The following is a 23,012-nucleotide window of genomic DNA, read 5'->3' on the forward strand; positions in this document are numbered from 1 at the left end:
CATCAGGGCTGGCTGGGCACCTTGTCCCGCCGGGATTTCCACCACCAGCGCAGGCGGATCTGGGAGATCAGCATGCCCGCCAGCATCAGGGCGCAGCCGACGAAGGCGCGCTCGTCCTGGGTCTCCCCCAGCAGCAGGACGCCGCCGATGGCGGCGAACACCGTCTCCAGGCTGAGGATGATGGCGGCATGGGCCGGGTGGGCGCCGCGTTGGCCGACCACCTGCAAGGTGTAACCCACCCCCACCGACACCAGGCCGGCGTAGAGCAGCGCCTGCCAGCCGGCGACGGCACCGGCCACCGAGGGGGTCTCGATGAGGAAGGCGGTGGCCAGGCTGAGCAGGCCGCACACCACGAACTGCACCCCGGCGAGGCGAATGGGGGCGACCCGGCTCGAGTAGTGATCCAGCACCAGCAGGTGCACCGCCCAGAACAGGGCCCCCACCACCTGCAGCAGGTCGCCGTAGCCGATGGTGAAATCCTCGGTGACGCTGAGGTAGTAGAGTCCCGCCATGGCGATGAGGGCGCCGACCCAGGTGTTGGCCCCCGTCTTGTGGCGCAGGGCCAGGCCGATGACGGGCACCAGTATGATGTAGAGGCCGGTGATGAAGCCCGCCTTGGCGGCCGTGGTGTAGAGCAGCCCCACCTGTTGTAGCGATGCGGCGCTGAACAGCACGGTACCGGCGATGAGGCCGCCGGTCAGCAGCAGGCGGCGATCCCCGGCCTGCCCGCCCGGCTGGCGGGATTTGAGCCACCACAAGAGCGGCAGCAGGGAGAGGGCCCCCAGCAGAAAGCGCAGGCCGTTGAAGGTGTAAGGCCCCATGTGGTCCATCCCGAGCCGCTGGGCGACGAAGCCCAGCCCCCAGATGGCGGCGGCCATCAATAACATCATGTTCGAACGCATAGATTCATCCCTGAAAGACGGACGGGCAGGGCCGTGCCGCAAAGCTCCAGCCTCCAAGATAACCGTGAGCGGGGGGATTTGTCTTGCGCTGTCGGTGAGGTTGGCGGCGTGAGCGGTTATCCCGCTGCACTGCCGCAGGCCGGGGGACTTAGCCGTTGGCGATCCTGGCCAGCAGGGGAATGAGGGCGAGCAGCAAGAGGTTGCCGCGCAGGATCCAGATCACCCAGAACTGCTGCTGAATGGAGACCATGGGGGCGCGTCCTTGGCGCAGGGAGCGGCGCCAGCGATAGAAGAGGCGGCTGGGGTAGCCAAAGCTGATGGCCATCACGAAGAACAGCAGCAGCTTGGTGCGGTAGCCCGGATTGGCGAGCAGCACGGCCGGTTCATCGGGGTGGGCGAGCACCTGCAGCACCCCGGTGATGAAGATGAGCAGCAGGGCCAGCGCCGCCAGGCCGTCAGCCAGCAGCAGCTTGCGCACCTGCTCGATGGACATGCCGCGGCGGAACAGGAAATATTCGGAGGTGATCGCCCCGGTCAGGGTGATCACGGCGCAGTAGTGCAGCGCCATCAACAGGTCCGGGTTCAGCATCCGTGTCGATTACCTCTAATTGAGCAGATAAACAGCTTCCTTTTGGACGCCATCTCGCGCTGCTGATATTCTGACACTACGCGTGGTCTGGCAATAGCAGGAGTCAGGATTGGTTAAACGAGCGGTCGCCAAAAAAACCTGGTCCCTGGTAACTAGGATGCGTCTGGGCCTGCTTTTGCTGTTCATTCCGGTGCTGATGCTGGGTGGTATCTACTACCTGCACATGGAGCGGAGTCTGCAAAGCGAGCTGCAGCAACGCCTGCTCGCCACCAACCACCAGCTTCGTCACGTCTTCATCGAGCCCTATCTGCACGAGATGGAGCGCCAGTTCACCCTCATCTACGACAGGGTCAAGGTTGAGGACATCAGCGGCCCCCGCCTGCTCAACACCGAGACCTATCTGAAGGAGTGGCAGCTCTACAAGGGGATCATGGCCGATCTGGTCTACATCTATGTCGGCACCGCCGAGCGCCAGATGCTGATCTACCCCGATTGGCAGGCGGATGCCAACTTCGATCCCAGGGTGCGTCCCTGGTATCAGCTGGCCAGCCAGCACGTGGGCAAGATGGTCTGGACGGAGCCCTATTACGACTACACCAACGGCAACCTGGTGATCGCCCTGGCGCGGGCCCTGACCGACAGGGAGGGCAAGGTGCGCGGGGTCCTTGCGGTCGATGCCATCCTGGCCCCCTTCTCCGCCCAGCTGAGCCGCCAGCTGGGAGATGGCTACCAGATGGTCGTCAACCAGTCCGGCAAGGTGCTGGCTCATCCTGACGCGGCCCAGCTGCTCAAGCCCATGACCCACCCAGAATGGCTCGCTCGCTTCACTCAGGAGGACGGCATCTTTTTGGACAAGGACTCCCGCCAGTTCGTGGCCTACAGCAGGCTGCAGGAGCGCAACTGGGTGCTGATCAGCGTGCAGCCGGCGGCCAGCGTGATGGCGGTGGTGGACAGGGTCTCCCTCAACGTGTTGCTGATGGTGGCGCTGGCCTGTGTGCTCTACCTGATGCTGGCGCTGATCTGGTCCCGCTATTTTCGGCGCATGCTCGACGAGATCTCGAGCATGATCCGGGCCAGCCGGATGGAGCCTGACGGAGTACCCCTGGGGGGCATGCGCGAGCTCAGGCACGTCTATGCCGAGCTGGCCGAGGTGAGCAAGGATTATCACGAGGCGCGCCAGCAGGCCAACCTGGACAAGCTGACCGGCCTCTACAATCGCCGCTTCTTCGATGAACGTTTCAACCGACTGCTGCAGGATCAGCAGCCGTTCTGCCTGGCCATGGTGGATCTGGACGACTTCAAGCGGGTCAACGACACCTTCGGCCATCAGACCGGGGATGTGGTGCTCAAGCGGGTGAGCCAGCTCGGCCGGGCCCTGCTGGGGGATCACGGCTGGGTCTGCCGTTACGGTGGCGAAGAGCTGGTGGTGTTGCTGGTCAACCCGGACATCCACTTCTGCCAGATGCTGCTGGAGCAGTTCCGCAAGGGGGTGGAGTCACTGGACTGGCGCGAGCCGGGGCTCAGGATCACCTTGAGCGGCGGGCTGGTGGCCAGCCGGGCGGGGATGGATGGCAAGGCGCTGCTGGCGGCGGTCGATGCCGAGGTGTATCGCGCCAAACGCGACGGCAAGAACTGCATCCATCTAGGCCGAGCAGAGGCGAAGGGGCAGGAGGAGACGCCCCCTGCCGACGATGCACTGCTGAGCAACGAAGAGGCCTGAGGGCCTCTTCTTCATTCAGGAGGCCAGCTGCCAGTCGAGGGTAGGCCAGGCCTGCTCGGTGGCGATCTGGCGCAGCCCCGGGGCGGGATTGACCGCGTGGGGGTGGGTCACCGCCTGCAGCAGCGGCAGATCGTTGTGGGAGTCGCTGTAGCCGTGGCTCTCCCGCCAGGGGTCGGTGCTTGCGGCAAACAGCTGGTTGATGCGGGCCACCTTGCCCTCGCGAAAACTGAGGGTGCCGCGGGTCTGGCCGGTCAGCATGCCGGCCTCTTCATCCAGCAGGATGGCCACGCAGTGATCCATCCCCAGCATCTGCGCCATGGGAGCCACCAGATGCTCGCCGGAGGCGGAGATGAGCACCAGCTCGTCGCCCCGCTTGCGGTGCCACTCGATGCGCTCCACCCCCTCAGGGTAGATGCGCTCGCGCAGCACCTGCTCGGCAAAGCGGGCACAGAGCGGGTCGAGCCACTGGCGCGACTTGCCTGCCAGCGGCTGCAGGGTGAAGGCCATGTACTGGTGCATGTCCATCTTGCCCTGATGGTAGAGGGACATCATGGCCTGCTCCTCGGCAATCATGCCGGCTGGCGCCAGCTCCTCGGTCACCATGTACTCCAGCCAGAGGCTGGCGGAATCCCCCGCAATCAGGGTCTCGTCCAGATCAAACAGTGCCAGTGCCATGGGTGCTCCTCGCAGTGAAAATGGAAATGTAATGGGGCGTCATGCTACCTCACAGAGTTGATCCCGGGCCACCGCCAGGGTCACGGCACTGCCCACCGGCAGCAGATCCCGGGCCGAGCGGTTGAGGCAGTCCACCGTCAGCAGGCCCGCCGCGCAGCTCACCTGATAGCGGATCACGTTGCCGAGCAGCTGCTGCCCGCTGATAACCCCCGGCAGGTGCGGCTCGTCGCTGCGGGCGCCGGCCGGCAGCAGGGAGAGGGACTCCGGTCGCAGCGCCAGCTTGCCACGGCAGTGCTGGCCGAACAGGGCCTTGGCCTGCTCGCCATCGAGCAGGTTGTAGTTGCCGATAAAGCCTGCCACGAAGGCGTCGGCGGGGCGGGTGTAGATCTCCTCCGGCGTGCCGCTCTGGACGATGGATCCCTTGTTCATCAGGAAGATCCGGTCCGACATGGTGAGCGCCTCCTCCTGATCGTGGGTGACGAAGATGGTGGTGAGCTCGAGGCGCTGCTGGATCTCGCGGATCTGCTGGCGCAGGCTGCGGCGGATGCGGGCATCCAGCGCCGAGAGCGGCTCGTCCAGCAGCAGGATCCGCGGTTGCACCACCAGGGCCCGGGCCAGGGCCACCCGCTGGCGCTGGCCACCGGAAAGCTCGGCCGGATAGCGGCGCTCGAAGCCGGTCAGCTCCACCAGCGCCAGCGCCTCCTGCACGCTGGCGGCCAGATCCCGTCCCGGCTGGGGCTTCATCTTGAGGCCGAAGGCGACGTTATCCCGCACCGTCATGTTGGGGAACAGGGCATAGCTCTGGAATACCATGCCGATGCCCCGCTTCTGGGGTTCCTGCCAGGTAATGTCCTCACCGGCCACCCGCACCTGACCGCCATCCACCGGGGTGAGCCCGGCCAGCGCCCGCAGCAGGGTGGACTTGCCGCAGCCGGAGGGACCGAGCAGGGTCACCAGCTCCCCCTTGCGGATGCCGAATTCGATCCCCTCGAACACTCTGGTGTCGCCGTAGGATTTGTGCAGTTGATTCACTTCTAGATGGAACATCTTGATTCACCTATGAAATCTGTTCGCCGCCCAGGTGAGCAGCAGGGTCAGCAGGAAGTAGCTCATCACCAGTGCGCTGGTGAAGTGGCCCGAGGTCGAACGCATGTTGTAGAGGTAGACCTGCAGGGTCTCGTAACGGGTGCCCACCAGCATGTTGGCAAACACGAACTCGCCGAGCAGGAAGGAGAGCGAGAGAAACAGCGCCGCCAGCAGCCCCTTGCGCAGGCAGGGGATCACCACCAGCAGGAAGGCGCGGCGGCTGCTCGCCCCCAGCAGGTGGGCGGCATCCATCAGATCCCTGAGCGGTACCCCCTGCAGGCTGTTGGCCAGCGCCCGGTACATGAAGGGGAGCACCACGGTGAACCAGGTGCCGATCAGGATCCACGGCGTGCCGATAATGGGCAGAACGCCGTCGGCGTAGATCTGCAGCAGCCCGACCGAGGAGACCACAGGCGGCACCGCGAAGGGGAGCAGGATCAACAGGTTCATCCAGGGATCCAGCTTTGGGAAGTAGTAGGCCACCACCAGCACGGTCGGCACCAGTACCAGGGTTCCCAGCAGCAGGGTGGCGAAGCAGACCAAGAGGCTTCGGCCAAACGCCGCCAGAAACCGCGGGTCGCCCCAGAGTTTGAGATACCAGTCGAGGGTGAAGCCGTCTGGCAGCAGGGTGGCCCCCCAGCGGGTGGAGATGGAGTAGAGAAAGGTAGCCAGCAGCGGCAACAGCAGGGTAGCCACCAGGGCCCCCAGCACCCAGCGCGGCCAGCCAGGTTTCAAATCATGCATGGGATTGCCCCTTGTTCACGTAGCTCTTTTTCAGCAGCCACTGGTTGGCGGCCGTCACCACCCCCAGCAGCACCATCAGGATCACCGCCAGCGCCGCCGCCATATTGGGCTCGAGGAAGATGTCGCCGGAGACCAGGCTGGCCACCCGGATGGTCACCAGGTTGAAGTTGCCGGTGGTGAGGGCATAGGCAGAGGCATAGGCCCCCACCGCGTTGGCAAACAGGATGATCAGGGTGCCGAGCAGGGCGGGAGTGAGCACCGGCAGCGCCACGTGCCACACATATTGGCTCTTGCTCGCCCCCAGCAACGCGGCGGCCTGGGGCCACTCATCCTGCAGCGCATCGAAGGCCGGATAGAGCAGCAGCAGGGCGAGCGGGATCTGGAAGTAGGTGTAGATGAGGATGAGGCCGCTGCCGGAGTAGAGGTTGAAGCCGTCGATGAGGCCCCAGGATTTCAGCAACAGGGTCACGGCGCCATTGATGCCGAGAATGATGATGAAGGCGAAGGCCAGAGGTACGCCGCTGAAGTTGCCGGTCATGGTGACGAAGGCCAGCAGCACCCGCTTGACCCGCTCACCACTGTGGCGCAGCGCCGCCGCCCCGAGCGTGCCGATGGCAAGCCCCGCCAGGCTGGTGATGCCGGCGATGCGCAAGGAGTTGCCGAACGATTGCAGGTAGAAGGGGGAGCTCAAAATCTCCCGGTAGTAGTCGAGGCCCCAGCCGTCCGGGGTCTGAAAACTGCCCACCAGCACCCACACCATGGGGGCGAGCTGGAACAGGATCATCAGGAGAACGAACGGCAGCAGCACCAGGGCGGGCAGCCAGTGGCGACGCAGCCGGCGCCGGGTGACGGTCGGTTGATCCGCGAGGATCTCGGTGGTGGCGGGCATCATCAGTGTACCTCCGGCAGGTTGCCGGCCTTGAGCAGCGGTGGGCAGCCCGGCTTGTCGTGGGAAACTCCCAGCAGGTCGGCCATCAGGGCGCAGAGCTGGGTCTGCTGCATGGCGGGACCGGCTGGCCACTGGGCCACGAACGCATCGCCAAACAGCCAGAGCGGCACCCGGCGCTCTTCGGTCAGGGTGCCGCCGTGGCTCAAGTCGTTGTTCATGCCGTGATCCGAGGTGATCACCACCTGATACCCCTCCGCCAGCCACTGGGGCAGCAGGTCGGCCAGCAGGCTGTCCATCCGGCGTGCCTGATTGCGGTACTGACGGGAGTCGAGGCCGAACTGGTGGCCCGCATCGTCCACCCCCATCGGGTGGATCAAGAGAAAATCGGGGTCGTACTGGCTGCGCAGCCACTCGCCATCCATCAGCAGGTGGCTGTCGGGGTAGCCGTCATCCCAGTAGAAACAGCCGTGCTGGATGGGCAGTCGCTCGTCATGGGTGAAGCGATCGCGGGCCGCTTGCCAGGGGCTCTGGTTGTAGAGCTCGCTTATCCAGTGGTAGGCCGCCGCCGCGGTGCGTTTGCCGCCCGCCCGGGCCAGATGGAAGATGGACTCCTGCCGGCTCAGACGGCTCACCCCGTTGTGGGTGATGCCGCTCTCCACCGGCGTCGTTCCGGTCAGGATGCACTCGTAGAGGGGCCGGGAGAGGGAGGGGAGGGCGCAGCTCAGGGTGGCCTGCAACCCCTGTCCCGCCTCCACCATGCCCGCGAGGTAGCCCATGCAATGGGCTACCTCGGCAGAGAGGCCATCCACAAGTACCACTATCACCTTGTGTTGCACTGGCCGCTCCTTACTGCATGTTGATCATGACGGTTTCCTGCCACTGGCGCGGCAGTGCCTTGGAGCTCTGCTCCCAGGCGGCGTGATCCTGGACCGGCTTGGCATTGGCGTACTGCTCGGCCGGCAGCAGCTTGGCCTTGACGTCATCCGGCAGGGTCACGTTGCTGCGGATGGGGCGGGCGTAGCCGCGCGCCAGGTTGATCTGGCCGGCGTCGGAGAGGATGTATTCCCGCGCCAGCTTGGCGGCGTTGGGGTTTTTGGCCCACTTGTTGATGATGGTGGTGTAGCCGGCGATGACGGAACCGTCGCTCGGGATCACCACATCAAACTTCTTGGGGTCGATCTGGTCGCGGTAGTTGAGCGCGTTGAAGTCCCACAGCACCCCCACTTCCACTTCGCCCTTCTCGATGTTGGCGATGGTGGGGTCGTTCAGCGACAGACGGCCCTGCTGGGCCAGCTTGCCGAACAGCTCCAGCGCAGGCTTGAGGTTCTTCTCGCTGCCGCCGGTGGCATAGGCCGCCGCCAGCACGCCGTTGTTGGCCTGGGAGGCGACACCCACGTCACCCAGGGTCACCTTGTAGTCGCCGCCCAGCAGGGATTGCCAGCTGGTGGGGGCCGCCTTGACCAGATCCTTGTTGATCAGGAAGGCGATGGTGCCGGTATAGGCCAGCATCCAGTGACCATCCGCATCCTTGGCCCAGTTCGGAATGTCGGCCCAGGTGGAGGGTTTGTAGGGCTGGGTGACTCCCTGCTTGACCGCCACCGGGCCGAAGGCGCCGCCCACGTCGCCGATGTCGGCGGTGGCGTTGCCCTTCTCGGCGGCGAACTTGGCGATCTCCTGGGCCGAGCTCATGTCGGTGTCCTGATGCTTGATGCCGTAGATGCTGCCGAGTTGCTGCCAGGTATCCTTCCAGTTGGCCCAGCTGTCCGGCATGCCGACGCTGCTGAGCTGGCCTTCACCGCGGGCGGCCTTTTCGAGATCCGCGATGTTCTCGGCGGCAAACAGTGGCTGACTGATGGCCACCAGGGCCAGTGCACTTGCGATCACGCTTTTCATCATTCCATCCCTCTGGACTAGGTCAGTTAAGGTTCGAGAGGGATGCTAGAGGGGAAATATGACGGTGGCGGGGCGCTTTGATGGCAGTTTGATGACAATCGCCCTGTCATGGCGCTGTCATCCTGCACGGTTACAACTCTCAATCCGAGTGAGGCTGGACTACTCCAGCGAGAGTTGAGTCAGCCACAGCAGCCAGGATGATCGACAGGAAGATGAGCGTGATCGAACCGAGATTGAGCGAGCGGGCAGTGGCCGATGGCCGCGCCTCCAAGTGTGAACAGATTTGCCAGACCCTGCGCCGCTATATCGGCAGCGGCCAGCTGGGGGCGGGGCAGCAGCTGCCCGCCGAGCGGGCCCTGAGCGAGCGCTTCGCCACCACCCGCATCACCATCAAGGAGGCGCTCTCCAGTCTCGAGGCGGATGGCCTCATCTACCGGGCTGAGCGGCGCGGCTGGTTCGTGGCACCGCCCCGCCTCACCTACGACCCCGCCATCCACACCCACTTTCACCAGTGGATCGGCGAGCAGCAGCGCACCGCCGAGACCCGGGTGCTGGCCCACGGCGGCGAGCTGGCCAGCAGCGAGCTGTGCCGCTGGATGGGGCTGGAGCCTTTCACCCCGCTCTATGAAATCCGCCGCCTGCGCCTCATCGACGGCCGCCCCGTGCTGCACGTCAGCCACCACCTGCTGGCCAGCCGGTTTCCCGATATCGCCAGCGCGCCACTGGCCAGCTCCCTCACCGAGCTCTATCGGGAGCGATATGGCATAGGCCAGGGTGGGGCGAGCCTCGAGATCACCCCCTCGGCGGCGCGCGGCGCCATCGCCCGCTCCCTCAATCTGGCGGAGGGGAGCGCCGTGCTGCGGCTGGTGCGGGTCAACTACGACGAGCGGGGAGCGCTGGTGGATTGCGACATCGAGCACTGGCGGCCGGATGCCATCCGCATTCACCTCGATACGCGAGCATTGCAGCCCCTCGCAGGCAAGCTGCCGCAAACCCGGCTCGTGGATCAGGGGTGATCCGGCGTGTCCTGGCGGGCCATGCCTGTGAGGAAAGGAGGGGGAGCGGATCCCGCGGGATCCGCCGGGATCAGTTGTCGATATTGGGGATCAGATCGTCAAAGCTCTGATAGCCGCAGTCGGCCAGCTGCAGCGACATGGTGTAGGTCTTGCTGCCCTCCCGCTGGCCGATGGCGGGGCGGTTGAGCTTGAGCTCCTGGTGCCAGTACTCCTTCATCCGCTCGATCAGCGCCATCGCCTCGCTCTCGTCCAGATGGAGCTGACACAGCGCCATGTAGTTGTTGGGCCTGTGCATGTTCTCCACCAGATAGTCCCCCAGCACCGACATGGCCTGGCGCGCCTGCTGGCGGGCGAAGCGGCTGTGCTGCTCGAAGCTGATCCGCTCGCTGATGAGGAAGTGGTAACTGTTGTCGATGCCGAGCTGCAGGATGCCGAGCTTCTCCAGCTTGCGCAGGTAGAGGTAGCAGGAGGCATCGGTCAGGCCGTACTCACGCTTGAGATCGATTAACGTCTTGTCGCGCCAGAAGATGTTGGCGAGAAAGGCGTAGAGACCGGGCTCCCTGTGGAACGCCTCGTCCTGCTCCTGGGTGAAGACGGCGCGCCGGCTCTGGGCGTCCTGGGTGCGGTCCAGCAGCTCCTCGAATGAGAGCCCCACCAAGTGGCACACCTCCAGCAGGGTGTCGAACGGCAGGGAGGGCTTGTTCATCATCCGTTTGACGGTGGCGATGGAGACCCCCATGGCTTCTGCCAGGGTCTGATAGCGGATCCCCTTGTCGGTCAGGGTCTTCTTCAGGGTGTCGAGAATATTGTTGGCCAGGGTCTGGCTGTAGGTCATGCAACTATTCCTTTATCTGCATTTTTATGTTGTGTCAGAAATTGAGTTCTTTTGTCGTTGTGGGCTCAGATATTGACACTTTAAAAAACCAGAGGAAACAAACCCGACCTAATCGATTGAAATGGCCAGACCAGTCGCGCTCGAAGGTTGCAGATAGTGATACTCTGCGGTGCATATCCTTCAACCGTTCAACATTTTGCTGGTGGCGCATAAAACATCGCGCATAATTCAAAACGAATCGGATTCAAGACCTTCCTGGTTGAGAAATCGATTGTTTGCTTCCAATTTAAGGGTTTTTTAAACCGCAAGGTTTTTTATTCTTTCCTGGCATTGAGCGGAACTCGCAAGAGGGCCGCTTTTTTCTTTTCCTAGAATCTGAGCCCGCCGTCAAGACAGGGGCTCAGTTTCGGCACTTCCTGCGCCGCCGCCCTCGCGCGGCAGACATTTATTCCCCCTTGCAGGGAAACAGCTTGGGTATCTCCCGGATCAGCCAGCTCTTGGCCTTGCCCATGGTGTCGCGCCGCCAGGCCAGCACCACCTGGATCTGGTGGCGATACTCGGGGCCGATCACCTTGAGCCGTCCGGCCCGGATGTCCTCTTCAATCCAGCTCAGCGGCATGGTGCCGACCCCGATCCCCGCCAGCAGGGCGTCGCGCTTCTCGCCCATGGTGCTGACGGTCAGCCGCGGCTGCTTGTCGAGCAGACGATAGGTGAGTACCGGCTTGCGCAGCGCCGTGTCGGCCACCGCGATGGCCCGGTAGCGGCGCAGGGTATCGTCTGCCAGGGGCTCGGGCTCCTGGTGCAGGGGGTGATCCGGGTGGGCGACGTAGAGCATCACCTCCTCCTGCAGCGGCTGGTGCTTGATGCCGGTCATCATGATGTCGGGATTGAGGGAGGAGATGAGCAGGTCGGCCCGGCCATCCTCCAGACACTCCCAACTGCCCGCCAGCACTTCGGCCCGCAGCCGCAGTCGGGTATCGGTCAGCTCGGCCAGCCGCTCCACCAGCGGGTAGAGCGCCTGCAGCGGCACCAGCGCATCGACGGCGATGGTGATGTCGGTCTCCCAGCCGCGGGCCAGCGCCCGGGTCTCGCCCACCAGATGCTCGGCCGCCTCCAGCAGAATCCGGCCGCGCTCCAGCAGCATGCGGCCGGCCGGGGTGAACTTGGTTCTGTGGCCGCTGCGGTCGAACAGCATGGCGTCCAGCTCGTCTTCCAGCTTCTGTACCGTGTAGCTCAGCGCCGAGGGCACCTTGCCCAGTTCGTCGGCTGCCGCCGCGAAGCTGCCGCGGCGGTCGATGGCATCCAGCACCCGGATGGCTTCCAGGGTCAGCGCCCGTTCCTTGTTCAGTTCCTTGGCCATAAATTGCCTTCAATTTTTTTGAACATGTTTGCCAGTTTATCTCGCTAACAAGTTAGGCCAAGTGTCTTTAATATTCAATCAACGCTTAGGCAGGAGCGCCAAGCAGCCAAATATACGGGTAGTTCCAGACTGTGACCCCCTCAATCAGGGCGTCTGACTTCGGTGAAAGAACAACACACTATTTGAATGACCTCTTGCATGGATGCATTGATTCTGGCCACAGCGGCCTTGGCAATGACATAAAACCAAGAGAGTGAATGAACATGAAAAACGTAATCAAGATGCTGGCCGTTGCAGGCCTGATGACCGCAGGTTTTGCTCAGGCTTCCGTCCCGGCTGACCTCAACGCCGCCCCGGGCGTGCTGTTTGTAAACTGGCACGCCACCGCCGCGGTGGAAGGCAAGGGCAACCCCATGCTGGAAGTGCGTGACGAGTCTGGCGACCTGGTTGCCTCCGTCCACGCCAACCTGATGGGCAGCCAGCAGGTCCAGATCCCGAGCCGCACCCAGGGCAACCTGACCGTGAGCCTGGGTGAGCAGAGCAGCGACTACCGCATTCCGTTCGGCATCGGTAGCGGCAAACAGCGTTAATCAACCGTATCGGTACGTGAGGAGCACACCATGATGAAATTGAGAGCCGCAGAAGCGCGCGGCAAGGCCAACTTCGGCTGGCTGGATGCGCGCCACAGCTTTTCCTTCGGGCACTACTACGACCCGGACTGGATGGGGCATTCAGTGCTGCGGGTCATCAATCAGGATCTGGTGGCGCCGGGTGGCGGTTTCGCGACCCACCCTCACGCCAACATGGAAATTCTGACCTGCGTGCTGCAAGGCACCATAGAGCACAAGGACAGCCTCGGCCATGCCGAGCAGATCCCGGCGGGGGATTTCCAGCTGATGAGTGCGGGGTCCGGCATCCGGCACAGCGAGTACAACCCCTCGCAGACCGAGCCGCTCTCCCTGCTGCAAATCTGGATCGAGCCGAACGAACACGGCACGACACCCGGCTATCAGCAGAAGAAGATTGAAGCCAATCCGGGCATGACGCTGGTGGCGTCACCGGACGGCGAAGCAGGATCCTTCAGGATCCGCCAGCAGGCCCGCGTATGGCGGTTGCAGCTCGAACCGGGTGAGAGCCTCACCTGGGAGCTGGCCGGCCGACACGGTTACCTGCAGATGATTTCAGGGGAGCTTGCCGCCAACGGTCTGGCTGCCCGACCCGGCGACGGGGTACTCAGTCGTGATGAGCCCAAATGGGATCTGGTGGCCATGAGTGCCAGCCAAGCCCTGTTATTTGACCTACCCTGAAGCAGTCAGCGGTGATGTGACGCAAAACGAGGATATTGAAATGGACAAGATGAAAGATTTGGCACTGCTGGTGGGTCGCGTACTGCTGGCTCTGATGTTTGTGATTGCGGGCTGGGGCAAGATCGGCGGTTACGCCGGTACCCAGGGGTATATGGAAGCCATGGGCGTGCCCGGTTTCATCCTGCCGCTGGTGATCCTGCTGGAGCTGGGCGGTGGCCTCGCCATCATGCTGGGCCTGTTTACCCGCAGCCTCTCCGTGCTGATGGCCGGTTTCACCCTGATGGCCGCCTTTATTTTCCACTATCAGCCTGCCGACCAGATGCAGATGCTGATGTTCATGAAAAACGTCTCCGTGGCCGGTGGTTTCCTGGCCCTGGCGGCGGCCGGTGCAGGGGCCTTCAGCCTGGATGCCCGCCTCGGCAAGAACTGGTAAACCCCGCAGGTTCGAGTTTTCCAACGCCTTTTGGCCGGTGCAATTGCACCGGCTTTTTTATGCCCGCCACATTTGCCTGCGGCAGATGGGCGATGTGATCGGCGACAACAAGCGCCTTTTGCATCTTATCCCCCGATCCCCGACAATCCCGATACCTGTGACGTGACGGGGATCCTTGAGGTTTTCCCGCGCTGACCCCTCTTTTGCACTGGCGGGAATTGCCCATGTTTACCCTCTACCACTCCAATCAGCTGGATCTGCTCAAAGAGTTGCTGGTGAGCCGCATCCGGCAGACCCCCCTCGCTCACCCCTTCGAGCGCGAGCAGATCCTGGTGCAGAGCCCGGGCATGGCCCAGTGGCTCAAGCTGGAGCTGGCCAAGGCCTTCGGCATTGCCGCCAATATCGATTTTCCGCTGCCCGCCAGCTTTATCTGGGAGATGTTCACCCGGGTGCTGGCGGACGTGCCGCGCCAGAGTCCCTACAACAAGGGTTCCATGAGCTGGCAGCTGATGACCATCCTGCCCGCCCTGCTCGATCGCCCCGTTTTTGCGCCGCTGGCCGCCTATCTGGGCGGGGATGACGCGGAGTCATTGCAGGATCCCGAGCAGGTGCGGCTGTGGCAGCTCTGCCAGAAGGTGGCGGATCTGTTTGACCAGTATCTGGTTTACCGACCGGACTGGATTGCCCGCTGGGAACAGGGTGAAGGATTGGGTCAGGAGCTGGCCGGGGTGAGCGGTCAGGATTGGCAGCCGGAGCTCTGGCGCGAGCTGGTGGCTCGCACCCTGGCGCTGGCCCCCAGCGGCTACCACCGCGCCAACCTCTACGAGGAGTTTATCCACGAGCTGGAACGCACCGCCGATCTGCCGGGCAAACTGCCCCAACGGGTCTTCGTGTTCGGCATCTCGGCGCTGCCGCCGCGCTATGTGGAGGCGCTGCTGGCCCTCGGCAGCCGGGCTGAGGTGGAGGTGCACCTGTTCGTCACCAACCCCTGCCGCTACTACTGGGGGGACTTGCTCGATCGCAAGACCCTGGCTCGGCTGGAGAACAAGCTCAAGCCCGGCACCGATCTCGATACCCTGCAGGGCCCCGCCAACCCGCTGCTCGCCTCCATGGGCAAGCTGGGGCGCGACTACCTGCACCAGCTGATGGAGCTGGAGGTGCCGCAGATCGAGGCCTTTGTCGATATCGACGACACCAGCTTGCTGCGCGCCATCCAGCAGGATGTGCTGGAGCTGGCCGAACGGGGGGCCGGTCAGTTCGATCTCGACAGCAGCCAGCACAAGAGCCCGATCGACGCGAGCGATGGATCCCTGCAGATCCACGCCTGTCACGGCCCGATGCGCGAGCTCGAGGTGCTGCACGACCGCCTGCTGGCGCTGTTCGAGCAAGATCCCACCCTCACCCCGAAAGACGTGGTGGTGATGATGCCGGATGTGAACAGCTACGGCCCCTATATTCAGGCGGTGTTTGGCGCGCGAGGCCAGATCCCCTTCGCGGTATCCGATCGGGCGGCGAGCCAGGAGAGCCCGCTGCTGCAGAGCTTTCTCGCCCTGCTGAGACTCCCCAATGCCCGGCTGGGAGCCGGCGAGCTGCTCGCCATCCTCGAGGTGCCCGCCGTGCTGCGCCGCTTCGAGCTCGATGACGACGAGTTCAACCAGCTGCGGCGCTGGGTGCAGGAGACCGGCATCCGCTGGGGGCTGGATGACGGCTACCCGGAGCGCTTCGATCTGCCGCGCCTCTCTGGCAACAGCTGGCTGTTCGGCCTGCGCCGCATGCTGCTCGGCTTTGCCATGGGGGACGGCGAGCCGGTGGCCGGCATCCTGCCTTACGCAGATATCGAGGGTCAGCAGGGGCTGGCCCTCGGCAAGCTTGCCTGGTTTGTCGACTCGCTGGCGGAATTTCTGCCCCGCCTGCAACAGGCGCAGCCGCTGCCCGAGTGGATCGCCTGCCTCAACGAGCTGCTGGAGCGCTTCTATCTGGCCGATGAGGATGAAGAGCGCCAGCTGCAGCTGATCCGCAGCCAGCTGGCTGACTGGCTCGCCCAGCTTGGCGAGGCCCGTTTCGAGCAGCCCATCAGTGCCGATTTGCTGCAGGATTACCTCGGCAGCGTGCTGGGGGAGTCCCGCTCCAGCCAGCGCTTCCTCGCCGGTCAGGTCAACTTCTGCACCCTGATGCCGATGCGCTCCATCCCCTTCCGGCAGGTCTGCCTGCTCGGCATGAACGACGGCGTCTACCCGCGCACCCTGCCCCCCATGGGGTTTGACCTGATGGCTGTGGCGGGCCGGCGCGGGGATCGCTCCCGCCGGGATGACGACCGCTACCTCTTCCTTGAGGCGCTGCTGAGCGCCCAGCAGGGGCTCTACATCAGCTATCAGGGCTTCAGTGCCCAGGATAACAGCGAGAAGGTGCCCTCCGTGCTGCTGGCGGAGCTCATCGACTATGTGCGGCAGGGCTTCGTACTGGCGGGGGATGAGAAGCTCGATGACGAGACCTCCGGCAAGCGGCTGCTCGAGCACCTGATCGTCGAACACCCGCTCACCCCCTACAGCCGCAGCTACTTCTATCCAGAGGCGGATTCCGGCCTCTTTACCTATGCCGCCGACTGGCTGCCGGCCCTCCATCCGCAGCGCGGGGCCGCCAACTTCCAGAGCGGCGAGCTGCCGTTGCCGCCAGATTGGAACAAAGGGGGGGGCAAGGAGCAGGGGTTGGAGCTGGCGGAGCTGCTGCGCTTCTATCGCCAGCCCGCCAAGTATTTCCTCAACCGCCGCCTCAAGGTGTGGTTCGAGCTGGACGAGGCCGAGATCGAGGACAGCGAGCCGTTCGAGCTGGACGGCCTGCAGCACTACCAGCTCAAGGCGCTGCTGCTCGATGCCCACCTCGAGGAGGGGGAGAGCGAGGAGCGTCGCCAGCGCTTGCAGCTCTCCGGCCTGCTGCCCCAGGGCTGGTTCGGCAGCCTGCTGCTGGATGATCTGGATGCCGAGATGGGCAAGCTGGCGGAGAGGCTACGTCCCTGGGTGGCGGCCAATGAGGTGGACAAACAGGCGGTGGAGATCGATATCTCCCTGACCCAGGGCCAGTTGCAGGGGTGGATCGACACCCAGAAGGGGCGCTTGCTGGTGATCAAACCCGGCAGCTTCAACGGCAAGGATCTGCTGCTGGGCTGGATCCAGCACCTTTGCCTCTCCCTGAGTGATGCCCCCGGTGACACCCTGCTGTTCGACGCCAAGCAGAGCCTGCGCCTGCCCAGCCTCCCGGCAGACGAAGCCCGGCCAAGACTGGCGGCCCTGGTCGCCCTCTGGACCCAGGGGATGAAGCGGCCGCTACCGTTTTTCCCCAGCACCGCCTGGGAGTGGATCAAGGGGATCGAGAAGGATCCGGAGAAACCGGAGGCCGCCGACAAGGCGGCCCTCGCCCGCTTCAACGGCGGCTACATGGTGACGGGGGAGGGGCAGGACGTCTACGTTGCCCGCTGCTTCCCGGAACTCGATGACGAGGTGCTGGCCCAGCTGCAGGCGCTGGCCCGCGAACACCTGACCCCGCTGATCAAGGCGCTGGAGGAGTTGCAATAATGGCCAATCCGCTCAATACCCTGCGTTTTCCCCTCCATGGCGAGCGGCTGATCGAGGCCTCCGCCGGCACCGGCAAGACCTACACCATCGCCGGCCTCTACCTGCGTCTGCTGCTGGGCCATGGCCCGCTCATCGAAGAAGGCGCCGATGCTGGTCAGGCGAGCGCCCACGAGCGGCCCCTGTCGGTGACCGAGATCCTGGTGGTGACCTTTACCGAGGCGGCCACTGCCGAGTTGCGCGGGCGGATCCGTGGCCGCATCCACGAGGCGCGTCTCGCCTTTATGCGCGGGCAAAGCGGCGATGCCCTGCTGGCCCAACTGCTGGAGGAGGTGGAGGATCACGAGCTGGCGGCACGCCGCCTGCTGGCCGCCGAACGACAGATGGACGAAGCGGCGGTCTTCACCATCCACGGCTTCTGCCAGCGGATGCTGAAACAGAACGCCTTCGAGTCGGGCGCCCTCTTCGAGACCGAATTTCTCACCGACGACAGCCAGCTCAGGCTGCAGGCGGTGAGCGACTACTGGCGCGCCGAGTTCTATCCGGTGGATAAAACCCTGGCCAGCGCGGTGCGCGCGCTCTGGCCAAGCCCCGCCGCCCTGCTGCGGGAGATGAATGGCTGGCTCGACAACAGCGAGCTGGAGATGCGCCCGCCGGCGGGGGACGAGACTCTGGCGGCCCGCCATCAGGCGGCCATGGCCCGTATCGCAGCAGTGAAGGAGGCCTGGCTGGCGCAGGTGGACGAGATCCGCCGCCAGACCGATGGCCATATCAGCCGCTACACCGGCAAGAACTACGAGGGGTGGCTCGCCAAGATAACCGACTGGGCGCAAGACGAGACCAGCGGCTACGCGATTCCCAAGGAACTGGATCGCTTCGGCCAGACGGTGCTGGAGGAAAACCTCAAGAAGGGGGGGGCGGTGCCTACCCTGCCGCTGTTCAGCGAGATCGACGCGCTGCTGGCGAGCCGTCCCGGCATCCGGGATCTTATCCTGCAGCGGGCCGCCGTGGTGGTGCGCAGCCGGATGCAGGCCAGCAAGCGCCAGGCCCATCAGCTCTCGTTCGATGATCTGCTCAAAGACCTCGACGGGGCGCTCGACTCCCCCCTTGGGGAGCGGTTGTGCGATCGTATTCGCGCCACCTACCGGGTCGCCATGATCGATGAGTTCCAGGATACCGACCCCCAGCAGTACCGTATCTTCCACCGGCTTTACGGCGGCCATAAAGACACGGCGCTGTTGATGATCGGTGACCCCAAGCAGGCCATCTACGGCTTTCGCGGCGCCGACATCTTCACCTACATTCAGGCGCGGCGAAATGTGAGCGCCCACTACACCCTGGGGCGCAACTGGCGTTCCAGCGGCGCCCTGGTGGCGGCGGTCAACGGTCTGTTCGAGCGAGCCAAGGATCCCTTTATCTACGAGGCGGATATCCCCTTCCTGCCGGTGGAGGCGCAGGGCAAGAGCAAGGCGCTGCGCCTCGACGGCGACACCGCCCCCGTGCTGCACTGCTGGCAGCTCACCGGCCAGCCCACCTTCAACCGGGGGGACTACCAGAGCAAGATGGCCCGCGCCACGGCGGCGGAGATCCACCGCCTGCTGACCCTGGCCCGCGAGGGCAAGGCGCTGATCGGCAGTGAGCCGGTCAAAGCCGGGGATATCGCCGTGCTGGTGCGCACCGGCGCCGAGGGCAAGCTGGTGCAGCAGGAGCTGGCACGCCTCGCCATCGCCTCGGTTTATCTGTCAAATCGCGAGAGCGTGCTGGAGCAGGTGGAGGCGCGAGAGATCCTGCTCATTCTGCACGCCTGCCAGAACCCGAGCGAGGAGAGAAGTTTGCGGGCGGCGCTCGCCACCGGCCTGTTCGATCTCGATGCCAAGGCCCTCGACGAGCTCGCCTCCGACGAGCGGGCCTGGGAGAGCGCGGTGCAGGAGTTTATGGAGTACCGCAAGGTCTGGCACAAGCGCGGCGTGCTGGCCATGCTGCGGGCCCTGCTGCACCGGCGCAATCTCGCCGCATCGCTTTTGGCGAGCCCCTACGGCGAGCGGCGGCTGACCAACTTCCTCCATCTGGGGGAGCTGTTGCAGCAGGTGAGCAGCGAGCTGGACGGCGAATACGCCCTGCTGCGCTGGCTGGGGGAGGCGGTAAACCGCCAGAGCGGCCAGGATGCGGAGCAGATACTTCGCCTGGAGTCCGAGCGCAAGCTGGTGCAGATCGTCACCATCCACAAATCCAAGGGGCTGGAGTACCCGCTGGTGTTCCTCCCCTTTATCTGCAGCCACCGCAGCGCCGACACCCCGCTCTATCACGAGGCCGATGAGGCGGGCAATCGCACCATTCTCGATCTCACCGGCGCCGAGGATTCTCTCGCAGAGGCCGACAAGGAGCGCCTCGCCGAGGATCTGCGCCTGCTCTACGTGGCGCTGACCCGGGGCGTCTACGCCACCTGGCTGGGGCTGGCGCCGGTGCGCTCCGGCAATGGCAAGTCGGAGAAGACCGACCTGCACCAGACCGCCATCGGCTATCTGCTGCAAAAGGGGGAGGAGGGGGACGCCGCAACCCTGGCCACCGCCCTCAGTGCGCTTGCTGAAGATCTGCCCGGAGTGGCCGTCGGTGAGCCCTCGCTCACCCGCCCGGCCCCGCTGCCACCAGAAGAGGAGCAACTGGGCGAGCCCCAGGTGCGCCGCTTTGGCGGCACCCTTGAGCGGGACTGGTGGATCAGCTCCTACTCTGGGCTGGCAGCCCAGGGCCACGGTCACAGCAAGGGGGTGCTCGCCAATCCCGGCTTCGATGACGAGGTGGTCACCGAGGCGGCGGCGCTGGCTGCCGAAGAGCCAGTGCAGGCGCCCCAGCCCTCCATCTTCACCTTCCCGAAGGGGGCGCGCCCCGGCACCTTGCTGCATAGCCTGTTCGAGACCATCGACTTTCAAAGTGCCGCAGGCGAGCCGCTGGCACAGCATATCGCCACCCTGCTGGCGCAGGATGGCTTCGACGAAAGCTGGGCCCAAGTGCTGCAACAGCAGGTGGAGGCGGTGCTGGATACGCCGCTTGAAACCGCGTTACTTGCAGAGAGTGGCGAACCGTTACGGCTGCGGGATCTGGTCCCCGAGCGCAAGCAGGTGGAGCTGGAGTTCTTCCTGCCCATGGGGCGGGTGACGGCACCTGCGCTGACCGCGCTTTGCCAGCAGCACGACCCCCTGTCGCGGGGCAACAAGCCGCTCAGCTTCGCCACCGTGCAGGGGATGCTCAAGGGCTTTATCGACCTGGTGTTCGAGTGGCAGGGGCGCTGGTATCTGCTCGACTACAAATCCAACCACCTCGGCATGAGCCCGGCCGACTACAGCCGGCCGGCGCTGGAGCAGGCCATGGTGGAGCATCGCTACGACCTGCAATACCAGCTCTACTCCCTGGCGCTGCATCGGCTGCTCGCCCTGCGTCTGCCGGGCTACGACTTCGACCAGCACTTTGGCGGCGTCTTCTATCTGTTCCTGCGCGGCATGCCGCAGGGGGGGATCTTCCATACTCGCCCCAGCCGTGAGCTAGTGTTGGGGCTGGATCGGCTGTTTAGCGAGGGGGCGGCGTCCGCCTCTGCACAAGAATGGGATAACGGGGTAGAAGCATGAAGAGCGCAATCATGATCGAACGGCTCAAGGCCCTGGCGCTGGCGGGGCGCATCCGCCAGCTGGATCTGCAATTTGCCAAGCTGGTGGCCGATCTGGGCGGCGGCCCCGAGCTGGTGCTGGGGGCGGCGCTCGCCTGCTTCGAGCTGGGGCGTGGCCACGTCTGTCTGCCGCTGGAGATGTTATCTGCCGGATCCTTGCGCCCGTTCGGGCTGGATCCGGATCAGGGCCGGGATCTGCTGGCCGATCTGGCGGATCCGGCGAGCTGGCCCGCCCTGTTTGCGGCAAGCCCGCTGGTTGGCGGCGAGCAAGATGAAGGGGAAGCCCCGCGCTGGCCGCTGCGGCTCTGGCACGGCCGTCTCTACCTCACCCGCTACCACGATCACGAGCAAGGGGTGGCCCGCCATCTGCGAGCCTTGAGTGAGCGCGCCGAATGGCCGGAGATTGCCCCGGCCCTGTCGCGCCTCTTTGCCCGCGACTACGGCCTGGTGTTCGCAGCCCTGCTCAAGGCCCGCCTCGCCCCCGACTTCTCGGCACGCCACTTTATCGAGAAGTACCTGGATCTGGTGTTCCCGAACGAAGTGGAGTGGCCTGCCATCGAGGCGCTGCTGGCCAGTGCTCAGGCCGCAAACGACCTGAACAAGCTGGATGCGCTGGTGCCCGAGGCGCTCTGCTGTAACGGCCAGAAGCTGGCGGCGGCCACGGCGGCGGCACGCCCCTTTGCGGTGATCTCCGGCGGTCCCGGCACCGGCAAGACCACCACGGTCGCCAAGCTCTTGGCCATTCTGGTGGAGACCGGTCTGCAAGCGGGCAAGGCCCCGGCGATCCGGCTGGTGGCCCCCACCGGCAAGGCGGCGGCGCGTCTGACCGAGAGTATCGGCTCTGCCCTGCAGGCGCTGGACTTGCCCCCTGAGTGGGTGGAGGCCATTCCCACCGAGGCGGGCACCCTGCACCGGCTGCTCGGGGTCATTCCGGGGCGCAGCCAGTTCCGCCACCACAAAGGCAACCCGCTGCACCTCGACTTGCTGGTGGTGGATGAGGCCTCCATGGTCGATCTGCCCATGATGGCACGCCTGCTCGATGCGCTGCCAAGCCATGCCCGTCTCATTCTGCTCGGCGACAAGGATCAGCTCGCCTCGGTGGAGGCGGGGGCCGTGCTCGGCGACATCTGCAGCTTTATCGAACAGGGCATCAGCCCGGCCCAGGCGGATTGGCTCTCCCGCCAGACCGGCTACCGGCTGCAGGGTAAGCCTGCTGGGGCAAGCGTGCGCGACAGCCTCTGTTTGCTCTCCAAGAGCTGGCGCTTCGATCAGCACTCCGGCATAGGCCAGCTGGCGCGCGCCTGCAATGGCGGCGATGCGGCGGCGGTGGAGGCGGTCTGGGGCATGGGATTTGGCGATATCAGCCTGCACCCCTGGGCGGGGGAGGCCTACGACGAGTTGATTGCCCAGGGGGTGGCCGGTTATGGCAGCTACCTCAAGGCGGCCCGTGCGGGGGAGGCACCCGCCGCCGTGTTCAAGGCATTCAACGGCTTCCAGATCCTCTGTGCCCTGCGCGATGGCCCGTTGTTCGGGGTCGAGGGGCTTAACGAGCGCCTCGAACTGGCCCTGTCACGGGCCGGGCTGATTGCCCGCGATGGCGACTGGTATGCGGGCCGCCCCGTGATGGTGGTGCGCAACGACCACGGGGTCGGCCTCTACAACGGCGATATGGGGCTCTGCCTGCCCGATGAAAGTGGGCGACTCAAGGTCTGGTTCGAGCAGCCGGACGGCACCCTGCGGGCCCTCTTGCCCAGCCGGCTGCCGCCCCACGAAACCGTCTACGCCATGACCATCCACAAATCCCAGGGCTCGGAGTTTGCCCATACAGTGCTGGTACTACCGGACAACCCCAGCCCGCTGTTGACCCGCGAGCTGGTCTATACCGGCATCACCCGCGCCAAGGCGCGCCTCGATCTCTACGGCGATCGCGCCCTGTTGGCCCAAGCAGTTCGGAAAAAGACCGAGCGTTATTCCGGATTGGCACAGAGGTTGGGGGAGTGATGGGTTGGACGGCGGTGAAGGGAGTTGCCGCCGTCAACGTATGTTTTTAGGAGTGAAAAATTATTGCTCATTCATCTCTTTGAGCAGTCGCCCCCAAAGGGGTTTTAATTGCTTTTTGATCGCATTAGAACCCATTATATTTGCCGCTTTATGGCCATATGTGATGAAGTTTCGCTTGCTTAAATGCGAGTAACGCTCATAAATTTTCTTCTTAAATAGTGGTGTTTTCGCTACACCATTTTTCTCTTCAATAAGGTTGGCTTTTTGATGCGTCTTTTTAGCTAACCTAACCCCAGCTTTCATTCTGCCTGAAAACCTAGCTAGGGCTGCTGATCTAA

At 64.5% G+C, this 23,012-nt stretch carries 19 protein-coding genes; 8 read left to right on the forward strand and 11 right to left on the reverse strand.

Annotation, left to right across the window (positions count from 1 at the left end):
• Nucleotides 1-2: 2 nt before the first annotated feature.
• Nucleotides 3-902, reverse strand: coding sequence for a DMT family transporter (locus I6L38_RS21035; protein ID WP_216988898.1), 900 nt, complete (start codon nucleotides 900-902; stop codon nucleotides 3-5).
• Nucleotides 903-1,050: 148 nt separating this feature from the next.
• On the reverse strand, nucleotides 1,051-1,491 hold the full coding sequence (locus I6L38_RS21040) for a DUF2214 family protein (protein WP_005306181.1): 441 nt from the start codon (nucleotides 1,489-1,491) through the stop codon (nucleotides 1,051-1,053).
• A 109-nt stretch (nucleotides 1,492-1,600) separates the two neighbouring features.
• Here I6L38_RS21040 and I6L38_RS21045 point away from each other — a divergent pair, with 109 nt between their 5' ends.
• On the forward strand, nucleotides 1,601-3,211 hold the full coding sequence (locus tag I6L38_RS21045; protein ID WP_216988899.1) for a sensor domain-containing diguanylate cyclase: 1,611 nt from the start codon (nucleotides 1,601-1,603) through the stop codon (nucleotides 3,209-3,211).
• Nucleotides 3,212-3,226: 15 nt separating this feature from the next.
• Here I6L38_RS21045 and I6L38_RS21050 read toward each other — a convergent pair whose 3' ends face one another.
• Genes I6L38_RS21050 through I6L38_RS21075 form a run of 6 tightly spaced genes read right to left on the reverse strand, consistent with a single transcriptional unit; the run spans nucleotide 3,227 to nucleotide 8,498 of the window.
• Nucleotides 3,227-3,886, reverse strand: a complete 660-nt coding sequence (locus tag I6L38_RS21050) for an HAD family phosphatase (RefSeq protein ID WP_024941247.1) — start codon at nucleotides 3,884-3,886, stop codon at nucleotides 3,227-3,229.
• Between the two features lie 39 nt (nucleotides 3,887-3,925).
• Nucleotides 3,926-4,933: an ABC transporter ATP-binding protein gene (locus I6L38_RS21055; RefSeq protein ID WP_017782152.1), complete on the reverse strand. Its 1,008-nt coding sequence runs from the start codon at nucleotides 4,931-4,933 to the stop codon at nucleotides 3,926-3,928.
• 6 nt (nucleotides 4,934-4,939) lie between these two features.
• Nucleotides 4,940-5,716 carry an ABC transporter permease gene (locus I6L38_RS21060; RefSeq protein WP_005306167.1) on the reverse strand — a complete coding sequence of 259 codons (777 nt, stop codon included), beginning with the start codon at nucleotides 5,714-5,716 and terminating at the stop codon, nucleotides 4,940-4,942.
• Nucleotides 5,709-6,608 (reverse strand): ABC transporter permease subunit, encoded by a 900-nt coding sequence (locus I6L38_RS21065; RefSeq protein WP_216988900.1) that lies wholly within the window; start codon nucleotides 6,606-6,608, stop codon nucleotides 5,709-5,711. The genes I6L38_RS21060 and I6L38_RS21065 overlap by 8 nt, the downstream gene beginning before the upstream one ends.
• Complete coding sequence (locus I6L38_RS21070) at nucleotides 6,608-7,441, reverse strand: alkaline phosphatase family protein (RefSeq protein ID WP_017787902.1); 834 nt, start codon at nucleotides 7,439-7,441, stop codon at nucleotides 6,608-6,610. The genes I6L38_RS21065 and I6L38_RS21070 overlap by 1 nt, the downstream gene beginning before the upstream one ends.
• A gap of 10 nt (nucleotides 7,442-7,451) precedes the next feature.
• Nucleotides 7,452-8,498: an ABC transporter substrate-binding protein gene (locus tag I6L38_RS21075; protein WP_005306158.1), complete on the reverse strand. Its 1,047-nt coding sequence runs from the start codon at nucleotides 8,496-8,498 to the stop codon at nucleotides 7,452-7,454.
• 197 nt (nucleotides 8,499-8,695) lie between these two features.
• Here I6L38_RS21075 and I6L38_RS21080 point away from each other — a divergent pair, with 197 nt between their 5' ends.
• Nucleotides 8,696-9,514 carry a UTRA domain-containing protein gene (locus tag I6L38_RS21080; protein ID WP_201889742.1) on the forward strand — a complete coding sequence of 273 codons (819 nt, stop codon included), beginning with the start codon at nucleotides 8,696-8,698 and terminating at the stop codon, nucleotides 9,512-9,514.
• 70 nt (nucleotides 9,515-9,584) lie between these two features.
• Here I6L38_RS21080 and I6L38_RS21085 read toward each other — a convergent pair whose 3' ends face one another.
• Both I6L38_RS21085 and I6L38_RS21090 read right to left on the reverse strand, forming a co-directional pair.
• Nucleotides 9,585-10,349, reverse strand: coding sequence for a helix-turn-helix transcriptional regulator (locus I6L38_RS21085; RefSeq protein ID WP_005306152.1), 765 nt, complete (start codon nucleotides 10,347-10,349; stop codon nucleotides 9,585-9,587).
• 445 nt (nucleotides 10,350-10,794) lie between these two features.
• Nucleotides 10,795-11,709, reverse strand: a complete 915-nt coding sequence (locus I6L38_RS21090; RefSeq protein WP_010635876.1) for a LysR family transcriptional regulator — start codon at nucleotides 11,707-11,709, stop codon at nucleotides 10,795-10,797.
• A gap of 257 nt (nucleotides 11,710-11,966) precedes the next feature.
• Here I6L38_RS21090 and I6L38_RS21095 point away from each other — a divergent pair, with 257 nt between their 5' ends.
• The 6 genes from I6L38_RS21095 to recD all read left to right on the forward strand — a co-directional run bounded on the left by I6L38_RS21095 (nucleotide 11,967) and on the right by recD (nucleotide 22,674).
• A complete protein-coding gene (locus I6L38_RS21095) occupies nucleotides 11,967-12,299 on the forward strand; it encodes a hypothetical protein (RefSeq protein WP_011707661.1) in 333 nt (110 codons plus the stop codon).
• 30 nt (nucleotides 12,300-12,329) lie between these two features.
• Complete coding sequence (locus I6L38_RS21100; protein ID WP_005306141.1) at nucleotides 12,330-13,016, forward strand: pirin family protein; 687 nt, start codon at nucleotides 12,330-12,332, stop codon at nucleotides 13,014-13,016.
• 40 nt (nucleotides 13,017-13,056) lie between these two features.
• Nucleotides 13,057-13,449 carry a DoxX family protein gene (locus I6L38_RS21105; RefSeq protein ID WP_024941255.1) on the forward strand — a complete coding sequence of 131 codons (393 nt, stop codon included), beginning with the start codon at nucleotides 13,057-13,059 and terminating at the stop codon, nucleotides 13,447-13,449.
• A 224-nt stretch (nucleotides 13,450-13,673) separates the two neighbouring features.
• The gene (recC, locus tag I6L38_RS21110; RefSeq protein ID WP_216988901.1) at nucleotides 13,674-17,018 is read left to right on the forward strand and encodes an exodeoxyribonuclease V subunit gamma; all 3,345 of its coding nucleotides are present in this window, start codon (nucleotides 13,674-13,676) and stop codon (nucleotides 17,016-17,018) included.
• On the forward strand, nucleotides 17,018-20,635 hold the full coding sequence (gene recB / locus I6L38_RS21115; RefSeq protein ID WP_216988902.1) for an exodeoxyribonuclease V subunit beta: 3,618 nt from the start codon (nucleotides 17,018-17,020) through the stop codon (nucleotides 20,633-20,635). The genes recC and recB overlap by 1 nt, the downstream gene beginning before the upstream one ends.
• A complete protein-coding gene (gene recD / locus I6L38_RS21120; RefSeq protein WP_216988903.1) occupies nucleotides 20,632-22,674 on the forward strand; it encodes an exodeoxyribonuclease V subunit alpha in 2,043 nt (680 codons plus the stop codon). Before recB ends, recD begins: the two co-directional genes overlap by 4 nt.
• Nucleotides 22,675-22,734: 60 nt before the next feature.
• Here the strand turns inward: recD and I6L38_RS21125 are convergent, their stop codons facing one another.
• A complete protein-coding gene (locus I6L38_RS21125; protein WP_216988904.1) occupies nucleotides 22,735-22,977 on the reverse strand; it encodes a hypothetical protein in 243 nt (80 codons plus the stop codon).
• Nucleotides 22,978-23,012 lie beyond the last annotated feature (35 nt).

Origin of the sequence: Aeromonas sp. FDAARGOS 1408 (assembly GCF_019048665.1) — a bacterium.
Lineage (GTDB): Bacteria > Pseudomonadota > Gammaproteobacteria > Enterobacterales > Aeromonadaceae > Aeromonas > Aeromonas dhakensis.

Coding starts and splice junctions, on each gene's coding strand:
- I6L38_RS21040 (WP_005306181.1), bottom strand. CDS start 1,491: ATGCTGAACCCGGACCTGTTGATGGCGCTGCACTACTGCGCCGTGATC.
- I6L38_RS21080 (WP_201889742.1), top strand. CDS start 8,696: ATGATCGACAGGAAGATGAGCGTGATCGAACCGAGATTGAGCGAGCGG.
- I6L38_RS21055 (WP_017782152.1), bottom strand. CDS start 4,933: ATGTTCCATCTAGAAGTGAATCAACTGCACAAATCCTACGGCGACACC.
- I6L38_RS21090 (WP_010635876.1), bottom strand. CDS start 11,709: ATGGCCAAGGAACTGAACAAGGAACGGGCGCTGACCCTGGAAGCCATC.
- I6L38_RS21105 (WP_024941255.1), top strand. CDS start 13,057: ATGGACAAGATGAAAGATTTGGCACTGCTGGTGGGTCGCGTACTGCTG.
- I6L38_RS21085 (WP_005306152.1), bottom strand. CDS start 10,349: ATGACCTACAGCCAGACCCTGGCCAACAATATTCTCGACACCCTGAAG.
- I6L38_RS21095 (WP_011707661.1), top strand. CDS start 11,967: ATGAACATGAAAAACGTAATCAAGATGCTGGCCGTTGCAGGCCTGATG.
- I6L38_RS21035 (WP_216988898.1), bottom strand. CDS start 902: ATGCGTTCGAACATGATGTTATTGATGGCCGCCGCCATCTGGGGGCTG.
- I6L38_RS21060 (WP_005306167.1), bottom strand. CDS start 5,716: ATGCATGATTTGAAACCTGGCTGGCCGCGCTGGGTGCTGGGGGCCCTG.
- I6L38_RS21050 (WP_024941247.1), bottom strand. CDS start 3,886: ATGGCACTGGCACTGTTTGATCTGGACGAGACCCTGATTGCGGGGGAT.
- I6L38_RS21065 (WP_216988900.1), bottom strand. CDS start 6,608: ATGATGCCCGCCACCACCGAGATCCTCGCGGATCAACCGACCGTCACC.
- I6L38_RS21075 (WP_005306158.1), bottom strand. CDS start 8,498: ATGAAAAGCGTGATCGCAAGTGCACTGGCCCTGGTGGCCATCAGTCAG.
- recC (WP_216988901.1), top strand. CDS start 13,674: ATGTTTACCCTCTACCACTCCAATCAGCTGGATCTGCTCAAAGAGTTG.
- I6L38_RS21125 (WP_216988904.1), bottom strand. CDS start 22,977: ATGAAAGCTGGGGTTAGGTTAGCTAAAAAGACGCATCAAAAAGCCAAC.
- I6L38_RS21100 (WP_005306141.1), top strand. CDS start 12,330: ATGATGAAATTGAGAGCCGCAGAAGCGCGCGGCAAGGCCAACTTCGGC.
- recB (WP_216988902.1), top strand. CDS start 17,018: ATGGCCAATCCGCTCAATACCCTGCGTTTTCCCCTCCATGGCGAGCGG.
- recD (WP_216988903.1), top strand. CDS start 20,632: ATGAAGAGCGCAATCATGATCGAACGGCTCAAGGCCCTGGCGCTGGCG.